The following is a 12,943-nucleotide window of genomic DNA, read 5'->3' as shown; positions in this document are numbered from 1 at the left end:
GATCAGCGCCGGGCATCCCCACCCCGGCGCTCCTGCCAGGCCTCGTAGGGGGCCCAGTCGAACATCCCGATCGGTGCGTGCAGGGTGGCGCCGTCACGGCCCGTCACGGTCAGGGTGCGGTTGCCATGGAAGCTGTGCTCCCGGGTGCTCGTGATGTCGTCGTAGCGGACCGAGCGGGTCCCGCCGAAGTATCCGCGACGCGTGAAGGCCTCCGGCCCCGCCTCGACGTACAGGCTCGCGCAGCCGCACTGCAGCAGCAGCGCCCCGAGCATCAGCACCTCACCGGCGACCATCTTCCCCAGACCCACGCCGGTGTCCGAGACCTGCATCCATCCGCTCAGGGCGAGCAGCGCGCCGGTCCCGTGCAGGAGCACGGCGAGCACCGTCAGCCACAGCGGTGCGCGTCTGCGGGTCGGATGGCGCCGGCCGACGCGATGCGAGACGTCGACCGTCGTCAGGAAGATCGCCGCGACGACCAGGCAGAGCAGCGCGGCCGCCAGCAGCGCCGAGAGCAGTCCCGCCCACAGCTCGTCCATCGCCCCACCGTACGACGACCCCTCATCGAAGGAGACCTGATCCGATGACCAGCACGACCACCCACCCCGCGGACGACCGCACCGTCGCCCTGTCCACCTCCGGCCTCACCGCCGCCGACGTCCTCGCCGTCGCCCGCCGCCGCGCCCGGGTGGAGCTCGATCCCGCCGCCCGCGAGCAGGTCGCCGCCGTGCGCGCCCACATCGACGCCCTCGCCGCCGGGGACACCCCCGTCTACGGCGTCTCCACCGGCTTCGGCGCACTCGCGGACACCTCGATCCCGCCGAGCATGCGCCACGCCCTGCAGCGCTCCCTGATCCGCTCCCACGCCGCCGGCGCCGGCCCCGAGGTCGAGACCGAGGTGGTGCGCGCCCTGATGCTGCTGCGCGCCCGCACCCTCGCCTCCGGCCGCACCGGCGTGCGGCCCGTCGTGGTCGAGACGATCCTCGCGCTGCTGAACGCACAGATCACCCCGATCGTCCACGAATACGGCTCCCTCGGCTGCTCCGGGGACCTCGCCCCGCTCGCCCACTGCGCGATCGTGCTGATGGGGGAGGGCCGCGCCCGCGACCGCGACGGCGTAGAGCGCCCGGTGCCCGAGCTGCTCGCCGACGCGGGCATCACGCCGGTGCTGCTCGAGGAGAAGGAGGGCCTGGCGCTGATCAACGGCACCGACGGCATGCTCGGCATGCTGCTGATGGCGATCGCCGACCTCGACGAGCTGGTGTGCACGGCGGACCTCACCACCGCGCTGACCGTCCAGGGACTGCGCGGCCGCGACTCGGTCTTCCGCCCGGAGCTGCACGCGCCGCTGCGCCCGCACCCGGGCCAGGAGGCGTCGGCCGCGAACATCCTCGCGCTGCTCGCGGACTCGCCGATCATCGCGGACGTCGCCGCCGAGGGGTCGCGCGTGCAGGACGCCTACTCGCTGCGCTGCGCCCCGCAGGTCGCCGGCGGCGTGCGCGACACCATCGAGCACGCCCGCACCGTCGCCGAGCGCGAGCTGGAGGCCGCGATCGACAATCCCGTCGTGCTCGAGGACGGCACCGTCACCTCCAACGGCAACTTCCACGGAGCGCCCGTGGCCTACGTGCTCGACTTCCTCGCCGTGGTCGGCGCGGACCTCGCCTCGATCGCCGAGCGCCGCACCGACCGGATGCTCGACAAGTCCCGCTCCCACGGCCTGCCCCCGTTCCTGGCCGACGACCCAGGCGTGGACTCCGGATTCATGATCGCCCAGTACACCCAGGCCGCCCTGGTCTCGGAGATGAAGCGGCTGGCGGTCCCGGCGAGCGTGGACTCCATCCCCTCCTCGGCCATGCAGGAGGACCACGTCTCGATGGGCTGGCACGCCGCTCGCAAGCTGCGCACCAGCGTGGAGAACCTGCGCCGAGTGCTGGCGATCGAGCTGCTCACCGCCGCCCGCGCGATCGACCTGCGCGCCCCGCTGGCCCCGTCGAAGGCCTCCGCCGCCGCGATCGCCGTGCTGCGCCGCACGGTCGAGGGCCCGGGACCGGATCGATTCCTGGCCCCCGACATCGCCGAGGCCGAGGCGCGTCTGCTGGACGGCTCGCTGCTGGCAGCGATCGAGGAGGTCACCGGCGAACTGCGCTGACCCGCCCACCAGCCCCGCCCCGCCGAGCTCCGCCCACCACCCCTGTCCCGGTGAGTTCTGCGGTGTCGTTGCTTCCGGTCGTCTTGGCAACAGCAACGCAGAGCTCGGGATCGATGACGGGGCTGGGGGCTGGGGGCTGGGGGCTGGGGGGGTCGATGGGTTTCGCCCGTCGGGCCGCGGGGCCATGCTGGGGCCATGAGCACTCGACGTGACGCCCCTCACCCGTCGCCGGTCTGCGGGATCATCCCCCCGCACCTGCTGGCCCAGATCGCCGCCGCCGGGGCCGACCCGCAGGCCGAGGCCGCCGCGCGGACCCTCGACATCGGCCGCCGGGTGGCCGGCGGCCGCGAGGTCCGGGCGGCGCGCACCAGCGGCTCCGGTGCCTCCAGATCCGCGGCGGGACTGGTGCCCCCGCATCTGCGTCGGCGTCTGGAGGGCACCCGTCCCAGGGTCGACGCCGCGAGTCCCGCCGACTCGGCCGCGAGTCCCGCCGCCTCGACGGGGACCGTCGGCACGGGGGAGGCGGCCGCCCCGACGGAGGCCGCCGCGGTGGATCGCAGCATCCACGACGCCGAAGGAGGCACCACCCTCCCGGGGGACCTGGTGCGCGAGGAGGGCCAGGACCCCACCGGGGACGAGTCCGCCGACGAGGCCTACGACGGTCTCGGCGCCACCTGGTCGCTGTACCACCAGGCCTTCGACCGCGACTCCCTGGACGACGCGGGCATGGAGCTGGTCGCCACCGTCCACTACGGCCAGGACTTCGAGAACGCCTTCTGGGACGGCGAGCAGATGATCTTCGGCGACGGCGACGGGGTGTACTTCCGCTCCTTCACCAACGCCGTGGACGTGATCGGCCACGAGCTGACGCACGGCGTCGTCCAGTTCACCGCCGGGCTCATCTACGTCGGCCAGCCCGGGGCGCTCCACGAGTCCGTGGCCGACTGCTTCGGATCGATGGTCAAGCAGCAGGTGCAGGACCAGAGTGCCGAGGAGGCCGACTGGCTGATCGGCGAGGGGGTGTTCACCGACGCCGTCCACGGCGAGGCGCTGCGATCGATGAAGGCCCCCGGTACCGCCTACGACGACCCCGTGCTCGGCAAGGATCCGCAGACTGCGTCGATGGACGAGTACGCGGACCTCCCGCACGACGCGGAGAACGACAACGGCGGCGTGCACATCAACTCCGGCATCCCCAACCGGGCGTTCCACCTCGCCGCCACCGGGATCGGCGGCACCTCCTGGGAAGGCGCCGGGCTCCTCTGGTACGACGCTCTGACCCGCGGCGGGCTCCCCAAGGACGCCGACTTCACCGCGTTCGCCCGCGCCACGCTCGCCGCCGCGATCGAGCGCCACGGGGAGGGGTCGCCCCAGCACGGCGCCGTCGCCGAGGCGTGGCGGACGGTCGGGGTCCTCGGCACCCGCCGCTGAACGGAGCGGGCCCCGAGCCCGGCGGCGGACCCGAATTCCGTCACCTGCCACGGCCACTGTGACCGTTCCCTCTCCGGCCGTGACCGGGCGGACACGCTAGTACCCTGAAGCGGGGCTGCCCAGATCCAGCCCGTCCCGGCACCTCGGGAAGATCGTCCGCCACACCCGAAAGACTTCACATGGGACAGCTCCACCTCGGCTTCGAGATCGCGGCACTGGTCGTGCTCGTCGCCATCCTCCTCGTCGACCTGCTGCTGGTCCTCAAGCGGCCCCACCTGCCCTCCATGAAGGAGTGCGCGGCGTGGATCGGCTTCTACGTCAGCCTGGCCCTCATCTTCGCGGTGGTGCTGTTCTTCGTGGGCGGTATGGCGCCGGCCTCCGAGTTCGTCACCGGCTGGCTGCTCGAGTACTCGCTGAGCATCGACAACCTGTTCGTCTTCATCGTGATCATGTCGAAGTTCGCCGTGCCGAAGAAGTACCAGCAGGAAGTGCTGATGGTGGGCATCATCATCGCGCTCATCGCACGCGCGCTGTTCATCGTGGCGGGCGCGGTGATCATCAACAGCTTCGCCGAAGTCTTCTATGTCTTCGGACTGTTCCTGCTGTACACGGCGTGGAAGCAGACCCGTGAGGAGGAGGACGACGGCTCCGACTCCTTCATCATGCGGGCGGTGCGCCGGGTGCTCCCCGTCTCCGAGGAGTACGACGGGAACAACCTGCGCACGGTGGTGAACGGGAAGAAGCTGTTCACCCCGATGCTGCTGGTGTTCATCACCATCGGCCTGACCGACGTGATGTTCGCGCTGGACTCGATCCCGGCGATCTTCGCGGTCACCCAGAACCCGTTCCTGGTCTTCACGGCCAACCTGTTCGCCCTGATGGGGCTGCGCCAGCTGTACTTCCTCCTCGGTGGGCTCATGGAGCGCCTGGCCTACCTGCACTACGGCATCGCCGCCATCCTCGGCTTCATCGGCATCAAGCTGCTGATCCACGCCATCCACCAGGCCCCGCTGGACTTCATCCCGGGCTTCTCGGTGCTGGAGAAGATCCCCGAGGTGCCGATCTGGCTCTCGCTGACCGTCATCGTGGTCGCCATGGGCGGTGCGGTCATCGCATCGCTCCTGTTCGCCCCCAAGACCCCCGCGCCGTCCGACGACGAGAGCAGCTCGAGCCCGGAGCACTGAGGTCGACCGTCCGAGGGCCGATGACGCACGACGCCGGAGGCGAGGCGGCAGGATCGCTCGCGGCGTAGAGTCGTGAGCGCGAGGCCGGGTGGACCGGTCCGCGAATGATCCTGCGCGAGGAGTCAGCGGTGGACGAGGACGTCGACCCGGTCGGCCCCGCCGGCGAGGCGGCGTGCTGGCTCGGTCTGCTGTGCCCGGAGTGCGGTGCCGTGCCCGAGGGGGACGGGACGCGGGATCCGAGCGTGCCCTGCTGGCGCTGCGGGTTCGTCCGCGCGCAGAGCACCGAGGACGGCGAGCGGCCCGGGGACCCCTGATCCCCCGGGGCAGCCCCACGACGCCTGATCCCTCGAGGTCCCCGCGACGCCTGACCCCCGAGGTTCCCGCGGCGCCTGGTCCCGCGGAGCCCGCGCGGCACCTGGTCCCCGAGCTCTGCGCGGCGTCGAGCCGGTGGTGTCGGGCGGCCACGAGTGCTGGCGTCGGGTCAGCCTCCGCAGATGCTCGGGCCACCACGACGATCCGTCCGCAGGCCGTGACAGCGGGTGCGCTCAGGCGCACTCTCGAGATCATGAGATCACCTCAGCCCCACCCCGTCGACCGCGGCGATCGCCGCCGCTGGGCACAGCTGCTGCTCGGCATCGTCGTGTTCATCGTCGCCGAGGCGGTGCTGATCGCCGTGGCCTGGTTCGGGACCGCGGCCGCCGGAGGGTCCCCCGCGCAGGGAACTGCCGGCTGGGCGCTCCTGCTCGGGGCCGTCACGGGTGCCGCCGTCGCCATGGGCGGCTTCCTCCTGATCGTCGGACCGCTCGGCCGCAGGCCCGGCCTCGCCCTGCGGGGTCGAGGGAAGCTCGCCGAGCTGGTGCTGGGCCTGGTGATCGGCGCCGCGCTGATCTCGCTCAGCGTGGGCCTGATCGCCCTCCTCGGCGGCTACCGCGTCACGGGGATCGCCTCGTCCCCGCAGCTGCTGGCGCCGCTCGCGCTGGGCATCGGCGCCGGATTCATCGAGGAGATCCTGTTCCGCGGGATCCTGCTGCGCCTGCTCGATGCCTGGCTGGGCAGCTGGGCGGCGCTCGCGATCACCTCGCTGCTGTTCGGACTGATGCACCTGGTGAACGACGGGGCGACCGTCCTGACCGCTCTCGGCCTCGTGATCGAGGCCGGCGTCCTTCTGGGTGCCGCCTACCTCCTGACCCGTCGGCTGTGGCTCGTGATCGGGATCCACATCGCCTGGAACGCGGTGCAGGGCGGGGTGTACTCCTCGACCATCTCCGGGACGAGGCAGCAGAGCGGACTGCTCCTGGCCGAGACGGACGGGCCCACGTGGCTGACCGGCGGGACCATGGGCGTCGAGGGGTCTGCGGTCAGCGTGCTGCTGGGGCTCGCCGCAGGGATCGTGATGCTCGTGCTCGCGGGCCGCCGCGGGCACCTGCTGCCGTCGGCGCGGAGGACGCAGCGGATCACCGGCGACGAGCCGGCGCGGACGACGGAGCCGAGCACCGGCGCCGAGTCGGTGCGGGATCCCGGACAGGTCTCGCGCTGAACGGGGCCACCCGCGGCCTCACACCGCCGGGGTCGCGAACCCGCCGTTGGAGTGCAGCAGCTGGCCGCGGATCCACGCCCCGCGCTCGGAGACGAGGAAGCGGACGAGATCCGCGACCGTCTGCGGCCCGCCCAGCTCCCCGCCCGGGGTGGCCGCCGCGCCGGAGGCCCGGATCTCCTCGGTCATCCACCCGGTGTCGATCGGACCGGGGTTGATCACGGTGGTGCGGATCCCGCGGTCGGCGAGCTCGTGGGTGCCGGCCAGCACCAGGCGGTCCAGCGCCCCCTTGGTCGCGCCGTAGGGAAGGTTGTGCACGGTGTGATCGCTGGTCAGGGCGATCACAGAGCCGCCGGGCGTCTCCGTTCCGGGCTCCACCTGCTCGGCGAAGGCCTTCAGCAGCAGCCAGGTGGCACGCACGTTGACGGCGTAATGGCGGTCGAAGCTCTCCACGGTGGTATCCAGGATCGAGGAGTCCACCGACTCGCAGTGGCAGGTCACGAGCGCCCCGAGCGGGCCGAGCGCCTCGCGGGCCGCGGCCACGATCGACGGCGGGACCGCGGGGTCCTCGAGGTCCCCGGGGATCAGCTCCACGCGGCATCCTGTCTCCCGCAGCTCCTCGGCGAGCAGCTCGACGTCGGTGTCCTCCCCGAGCACCCGGCGGTCGTAGGGCTCGAAGTAGTTCAGCGCCAGGTCGTAGCCGTCGGCCGCGAGACCGCGGGCTATCGCGGCGGCGATGCCGCGACGGCGACCGACGCCGGTGAGCAGGGCGGTGCGTGGGAGGGCGGCGACGGGGCTCGGAGGATAGGAGTGCATGGCCCGACGATAGAGCCCGGCAGGTGGCGTGGCCAGCGGTTTTCCGGCGTCGCGTCAGGATCTCAGCCCTGATCGGGAAGGTCCCAGACCACGTGCCCGTCCTCATCGAGCCGCGCCCCGGGACTCGGCTCATGCGGCCGCTGCTGCCCGGAGTGCATGAGGTCGACGACCTCCATGTCGTGCTCCAGGAGCATCACGTCGGCGATGAGCCGCCGGTGGCAGCGCCACCACACGGCCTCCGAGCACATCACCGCCGTCCGGGCGCGGGCCGCATCGGCGCGCAGCTCCTCGATCCCGGCGCGGAAGTCCTCGCTGCGGGTCCATGCCGCGTAGGCCCGGAACTGGGCGACCCGCCACCAGGTATCGGGGGACGCCGCGTCCTCGTCCGTGGTGAGCCGGCGCCTGCCGCCCAGGCGCTCGTCCCAGCGGTAGGCGATCCCGGCCGCCGTGCAGATCTCCTCGACCGCGCCCTTCGCGGCCGCGTCGTTCGCGCGGGAACCGGGGAAGCGGCGCACGTCCACCAGCTGTCCGATCCCGGCGCCGCGCAGCAGCTCGGTCAGCTCGGTGCGAGACAGGGTGCCATGTCCGACGGTGATCAGTGACGAGGCCATGGACCCAGGATCGCACCCGGACCCCGGGGTCAGCTCGTGGACGTGTAGAGCTCGAGGTCGTGCTCGGTGCTGCCGACGCCGCCGAGCAGGGTTCTCATGATGAGGTTCGCCCACTGGGCGGAGGCCTCGCCGTCGGGCCGGGCGGTTGCTGCCTCGTGGATCAGGGCCATGTACACGTTGCGCACCCACCGTATGTCGACCCCGGGGCGCAGGAGCCCGACCTCGAGGGAGTGCTGCAGGAGGGAATCGAGCTGGGCGATGTTGTCGGGGTCGATGCCTCGAGCACCCTCGCTCCCGAGATCGATGAACTGCCAGGACGCTCGCCAGTCGACCTTGAGATCGAGCGTGGCGACGGTCAGCTGATACAGGGCGACCAGAGGGGGTGCCTTGTCGACGTTGGCACCGGCGATGGCTTCGCGCAGCTTCGCATTGACCACGTCGACGAGGGCATCTCGCAGGTCCTCCCTCGAGGAGAAACGGCGGTGCACGGTCGTGCGGGCGACGCCGGCGGCTTCGGCCACGACGGCGAGGCTCGCCGTGGGGTCGGCTGCGAACACGTGCTCCGCCGCCTCGAGGATGCGCGCGATCGAGTTCTCGGCGTCGGCGCGGAGGGGTCGCTGAAGGCTCCGGGGATTTTCGGGCATAGGAGATTGTACAGTCCCAACTGTTGACATAACTGCATCATGAGTGTTCCAGTTATGACGTCGGCACCCGGCCGACCTCACGGAAAGAAGACATCATGGATCTCCAGCTCTCGGGCAGGACCGCACTTGTCACCGGTGCCAGCAAAGGAATGGGTCTGGAGGTCGTGCGTGTCCTCCAGGAGGAAGGTGTCACCGTCGTGACCGCCTCGCGCTCCGTCACACCGGAGCTCGCCGAGACCGGGGCGGTGCCTCTGATCGGCGACCTGTCGCAGCCGGATGTCCCGGCCCGGATCGTGGCCGAGGCGCTCGGAGTCGCGGGAACGCTGGACATCCTCGTCAACAACGTCGGCGGCGGCGACGCGGGCGCCCCCGGAGCGGGCTTCCTCGACTTTCCCGATCACGCGTGGTCATCCACGATCGATCTGAATCTCTTCGCGGCCGTGCGGACAACGCGTGCAGCTCTGCCCGCCCTGCTGGCTTCGCGCGGGGCCGTCGTGAACGTCTCGTCCGACAGCGCCCGCCGGCCCCACACGGCGCCGCTGCCCTACGGCGCGGCGAAGGCGGCGCTCAACGCCGTGACAAAGGGTCTGTCCGAGGAATTCGGCCCGCAGGGGGTTCGCTTCAACACCGTGTCACCGTCGTCGACCCGAACTGCCCTGTGGGAAGGTGAGCAGAGTTTCGGTGCTGACCTCGCGCAGGCGATGGGCCTCACGCAGGAGGAGCTGGTCGCTGCGCTTCCGTCGCAGATGGGAATGCTCACCGGCCGCTTCATCGAGCCGCGGGAGATCGCGACCACGATCGCCTATCTCGTCTCGCCGCTCGCGGCCAGCGTCCATGGCGCCAACTGGGTCGTCGATGCCGGCGTCTCGAAGACCATCGCGTAGCACGCGGCGAGATGGTTCCGGGCTTCGCACTGCCCGGACGAGGGCATCGGGCCTGCTCCGCGGCGCCCGGTGCCCTGTCGGCGGATCACTCCTGACCGGATCATTCGTCGCCCTCGGATTCCCTCTCCGGTCTCCCGACCGGTCTCGTCCCCGTCCGATCCGCGAGAACCTCCGCGCACGTGCGCAGGTCCACCTGCGGAGGGAACAGGCTCATCGCGTGCAGGGCCGCAGCGCCGTTCTGCGCGGTCGACGCCGCGCAGGCGTCGGTGACCACGGTGACGCGCACACCCGCGTCGGCCGCGGCGAGCACCGTCGCGATCACGCAGCAGTCGGTCGAGACGCCCGTGACCAGGAGGTGCGGCCGTGAGCCAGGGCTCGCGCCGATCTGCGCCGCCAGCTGCGGCCCCCACTTGCCGAAGGTGGGCTCGTCGACGGTGGGGTGCGCGCTGAGCTCCCGGGCGCCGTCGACCAGGTCGTACAGCGGATCGGTCGCGGGGACGTCCGCGAAGGGCCAGGCCGCGAAGTACTCGCCCCAGGCGGTGGAGCGGTCGGCCGTGGGCAGCCAGCGGGTCACCAGGGTGCGTTCGGGGCCGACGTCCTCGGCGAGCTCCCGGATCCGCGACCAGGCCCCGTCCCAGAACGGCGACGCCCACTCGGAGGCCGGGTCGGCGAAGATCCGCTGCGGATCGACGACCAGGAGCCAGGAACGGTGGCTCATGCGCCCCGCTCCTGCCGGCGGATCCGACCCCGCCGGGCGAACCAGGTCACCGAGAACCCGAGCACCAGTGCCAGCAGCACCCCGATGTTCGAGTACGCCCAGTTGCCGTCCCAGTACGCGCCGGCCGGATCGTCCACGTAGGTGCCCAGCCCCAGGGGCTGGAGCAGGTAGCCCTGCCAGTTGTTCCAGGGGGCGGCCTCGGTGAAGGAGTTGACGACCAGCCCCCAGCCCAGGACCGAGGCGACCACCATGGTCACGATCGAGGTCCAGTCGATCGAGCCGTAGCGGCCCCGGGGGTCGAACAGGGCGCGCTCGTCGTAGTCCGCCCGGCGGGCGAGGATGTCGGCGATGAGGATGCCGGCCCAGGCCGCGATCGGGACCCCGAGGGTGATCAGGAAGCTCTGGAACGGTCCGATGAAGCTGGTGGCGAAGAAGGCCACCCAGATGGTGCCGACGGTCAGGATCACCCCGTCGACCGCGGCGGCCGCGGGGCGCGGGATGCGGATCCCCAGGCTGATCAGGGTCAGCCCCGAGGAGTAGATGCCCAGCACGGCGCCCGAGACCAGGGTCAGCACCGCGACGATCCAGAAGGGCACCAGCGCCCACAGCGGCAGGATCGAGATCAGGGCGCCGATCGGATCGCCCTCGATGGCGCTCGCCAGCTCCGGATCGGAGCCGGCCAGCAGCAGCCCGACGATCACCAGGACCACGGGGGCGGCCGCTCCGCCGACGGTGTTCCAGGCGACGATCGACGCGTCGGAGGCGGAGCGCTTCTGGTAGCGCGACCAGTCCGCCGCGATGTTGATCCACCCCAGGCCGAAGCCGGTCATCACCATCACCAGCGCCCCGATCATCGCCTGCGGCGGTCCGCTGGGCATCGAGGCCACGGCCGCCCAGTCGATGTGGGGGATCGTGAGGATCATGAACAGGATCGTCATCGCGCCGGTCGCCCAGGTCAGGATCGACTGCAGGCGCATGATCGTGTGATAGCCGAGCACGCTCGCGGTGACGATCAGCGCGGCGATGAGGATCGCGGCGATCACGGTGACCGTCTGTCCGGACCCCACGCCCAGCACGTCGAACACGGTGGCGGTGGCCAGCACCGCAGAGATCGCCAGCGACGTCTCCCAGCCGATCGAGGTCAGCCAGGAGACGATCCCCGGCACCTTCTGCCCGTGCACCCCGAAGGCGGCGCGCGAGAGCACCATGGTCGGGGCGCTGCCGCGCTTGCCGGCGATCGCCACCAGACCGCACAGCAGGAAGCTGATGATGATGCCGAGGATCGCGACGACCGTGGCCTGGACGAAGCTGATCCCGAAGCCCAGCAGGTAGGAGCCATAGCTCATCCCGAACACGGAGACGTTCGCGGCGAACCAGGGCCAGACCAGGTCGCGCGGGCGTGCGGTCCGCTCGGACTCGGCGATGATCTCGATGCCGGTGGTCTCGATGACGCCGGCGCCGCCGACGGGAGCGTCCGGGGCGGGGGAGCGGGTGGGATCGGGGGAGGTCATGTCGACTCCGGAGGAGGAGGGCCGGCCGCGGCCGGACGACGGGGTGGGGCAGGGATGTGACGTGCAGTGTCCCACGGGCGGCGTGACCGGCGCGGCTCGTCGGCCTATGGTGGAGGGGGCGCGTGCTCCGTGCACGCTGCCCCCGAGGATGCCTCGGTCACATCTTCGCCCGTCGGGCGCCGGGTGGCCGCAGCGCGCAGTGCGCCGTCCCCGTCGACCACCGCCACCAGTGCAGGGACGGTCCGCGGCTCGGTCCGCGCGGGCTGCCCGGAAGGAGACCCGTGCCCGCAGCGTCCACCCGGATCCAGGCCTCGACGAAGCGCCTGATCAGCCTCGGGCCGAGCCGCGTGGACCACATCCCGGCCTTCCGCATCGCCCTCGGACTCGCGATCCCGCTGTCCGTGCTCCTGGTGACAGGGCACGTCGACTGGGCGATGTACGTCGGCTTCGGGGCCTTCACCGGGATCTACTCCAAGTACGAGCCCACGCGGATGCGCTTCCGGCGCCAGTCGATGGCCGGTGCGCTGCTGACCGTCTGCGTCACCATCGGCGCCACCCTCGCGCAGCTCGGGGAGTCGATGGGCACCACGGCGGGGTCCTGGACCGCCCTGGTGGTGGGATCCGTCGTGGCAGGACTGGCCGCGGCTCTGGTGCTGAAGCTCGGCCTGAAGCCGGGCGGCGCGATCTTCCCCCTGTTCGCGGTCGCCGCCATCGCCTCCGCGCCGCCCGCCGCCCCGATCTGGGCCGCGTTCCTCATCGCGGGCGCCTGCGCGTCCCTGTGCGTGGGGCTCGGACTGCTCGGCCACTGGGCGGGGGAGCGTCATCCCGGGGCCGACGTCCGGCCCGCCACGGAGACCTGGTCCCGAGCGCAGCTGGGCGCCGAGTTCGGCCGCTTCGCGCTCGCCGCGGCCGTCGCCGGGATGCTGGGCCTCGCCTCCGGGATGCCCTTCCCCTACTGGGCGCAGATCGCGGCGATCGCGCCGCTGTCGGCGCCGGGACGCACCCTGCAGGTCGAGCGCGGGCTGCATCGCATCATCGGCACCACCCTCGGCATCATCACCACCGCCTTCCTGCTGTCCTTCCCCGCCGAGCCGTGGCAGCTGGTGGTGTGGGTCGTGGTCCTGCAGTTCCTCGCCGAGATGTACGTGATGCGCAACTACTCCTTCGCGCTGCTGTTCATCACCCCGATGGCCCTGCTCATGGTCCAGCTCGCGCATCCGCAGCCGATCGGGACGATGCTGCAGGCCCGGGTGCTGGAGACCGTGATCGGCGCCGTCGTGGGCATCGCGGTGGTGATCATCGCCGCGCTCTGGGATCGGCGGGCGGCCCGCCGGCGCCGGGCGACGGACGGACGGATGGGCGCCGACGTCGAGGACGGATCCCTCGGGGAGTGAACCTCGCGGCGCCGGGCGCCATCGACCATCCGGCCGCCGCCGCGATGGCGTCGGCCCCGACCACGGG

13 protein-coding genes are annotated in these 12,943 nt (G+C 71.7%); 7 read left to right on the top strand and 6 right to left on the bottom strand.

Annotated features, from left to right (window positions below):
- Window positions 1-2: 2 nt before the first annotated feature.
- The gene (locus tag JOF44_RS11480) at window positions 3-536 is read right to left on the bottom strand and encodes a hypothetical protein (RefSeq protein WP_209891234.1); all 534 of its coding nucleotides are present in this window, start codon (window positions 534-536) and stop codon (window positions 3-5) included.
- A gap of 44 nt (window positions 537-580) precedes the next feature.
- Here JOF44_RS11480 and hutH point away from each other — a divergent pair, with 44 nt between their 5' ends.
- From hutH to JOF44_RS11455, 5 genes are all read left to right on the top strand, one after another.
- The gene (hutH, locus tag JOF44_RS11475) at window positions 581-2,149 is read left to right on the top strand and encodes a histidine ammonia-lyase (protein WP_209891231.1); all 1,569 of its coding nucleotides are present in this window, start codon (window positions 581-583) and stop codon (window positions 2,147-2,149) included.
- A 195-nt stretch (window positions 2,150-2,344) separates the two neighbouring features.
- Window positions 2,345-3,580, top strand: coding sequence for a M4 family metallopeptidase (locus JOF44_RS11470; protein WP_209891228.1), 1,236 nt, complete (start codon window positions 2,345-2,347; stop codon window positions 3,578-3,580).
- A gap of 179 nt (window positions 3,581-3,759) precedes the next feature.
- Entirely contained in the window at window positions 3,760-4,764 is a 1,005-nt protein-coding gene (locus JOF44_RS11465; protein WP_209891225.1) for a TerC family protein, read from the top strand.
- A 128-nt stretch (window positions 4,765-4,892) separates the two neighbouring features.
- The gene (locus tag JOF44_RS11460) at window positions 4,893-5,078 is read left to right on the top strand and encodes a hypothetical protein (RefSeq protein WP_209891222.1); all 186 of its coding nucleotides are present in this window, start codon (window positions 4,893-4,895) and stop codon (window positions 5,076-5,078) included.
- A 251-nt stretch (window positions 5,079-5,329) separates the two neighbouring features.
- Window positions 5,330-6,301 (top strand): CPBP family intramembrane glutamic endopeptidase, encoded by a 972-nt coding sequence (locus tag JOF44_RS11455; protein WP_209891219.1) that lies wholly within the window; start codon window positions 5,330-5,332, stop codon window positions 6,299-6,301.
- An 18-nt stretch (window positions 6,302-6,319) separates the two neighbouring features.
- Here the strand turns inward: JOF44_RS11455 and JOF44_RS11450 are convergent, their stop codons facing one another.
- From JOF44_RS11450 to JOF44_RS11440, 3 genes are all read right to left on the bottom strand, one after another.
- Window positions 6,320-7,114, bottom strand: coding sequence for an SDR family oxidoreductase (locus JOF44_RS11450; RefSeq protein ID WP_209891216.1), 795 nt, complete (start codon window positions 7,112-7,114; stop codon window positions 6,320-6,322).
- Window positions 7,115-7,176: 62 nt separating this feature from the next.
- On the bottom strand, window positions 7,177-7,725 hold the full coding sequence (locus JOF44_RS11445; RefSeq protein ID WP_209891214.1) for a DUF488 domain-containing protein: 549 nt from the start codon (window positions 7,723-7,725) through the stop codon (window positions 7,177-7,179).
- Window positions 7,726-7,754: 29 nt separating this feature from the next.
- Complete coding sequence (locus tag JOF44_RS11440) at window positions 7,755-8,369, bottom strand: TetR/AcrR family transcriptional regulator (protein WP_209891211.1); 615 nt, start codon at window positions 8,367-8,369, stop codon at window positions 7,755-7,757.
- A 95-nt stretch (window positions 8,370-8,464) separates the two neighbouring features.
- On the opposite strand from JOF44_RS11440, the gene JOF44_RS11435 reads away from it, so the two are divergent.
- A complete protein-coding gene (locus tag JOF44_RS11435) occupies window positions 8,465-9,253 on the top strand; it encodes an SDR family oxidoreductase (RefSeq protein ID WP_209891208.1) in 789 nt (262 codons plus the stop codon).
- 100 nt (window positions 9,254-9,353) lie between these two features.
- On the opposite strand, the gene JOF44_RS11430 is transcribed toward JOF44_RS11435, so the two are convergent.
- On the bottom strand, window positions 9,354-9,971 hold the full coding sequence (locus tag JOF44_RS11430; RefSeq protein WP_209891205.1) for a cysteine hydrolase family protein: 618 nt from the start codon (window positions 9,969-9,971) through the stop codon (window positions 9,354-9,356).
- Window positions 9,968-11,482, bottom strand: coding sequence for a purine-cytosine permease family protein (locus tag JOF44_RS11425; protein WP_209891202.1), 1,515 nt, complete (start codon window positions 11,480-11,482; stop codon window positions 9,968-9,970). Before JOF44_RS11425 ends, JOF44_RS11430 begins: the two co-directional genes overlap by 4 nt.
- Window positions 11,483-11,763: 281 nt before the next feature.
- On the opposite strand from JOF44_RS11425, the gene JOF44_RS11420 reads away from it, so the two are divergent.
- Window positions 11,764-12,876: an FUSC family protein gene (locus tag JOF44_RS11420; protein WP_209891199.1), complete on the top strand. Its 1,113-nt coding sequence runs from the start codon at window positions 11,764-11,766 to the stop codon at window positions 12,874-12,876.
- Window positions 12,877-12,943 lie beyond the last annotated feature (67 nt).

This window comes from Brachybacterium fresconis (assembly GCF_017876515.1).
Classification (GTDB): domain Bacteria; phylum Actinomycetota; class Actinomycetes; order Actinomycetales; family Dermabacteraceae; genus Brachybacterium; species Brachybacterium fresconis.
Note: the sequence above shows the minus strand (reverse complement) of the source record. Positions and strands in the feature narration are given on the sequence as shown.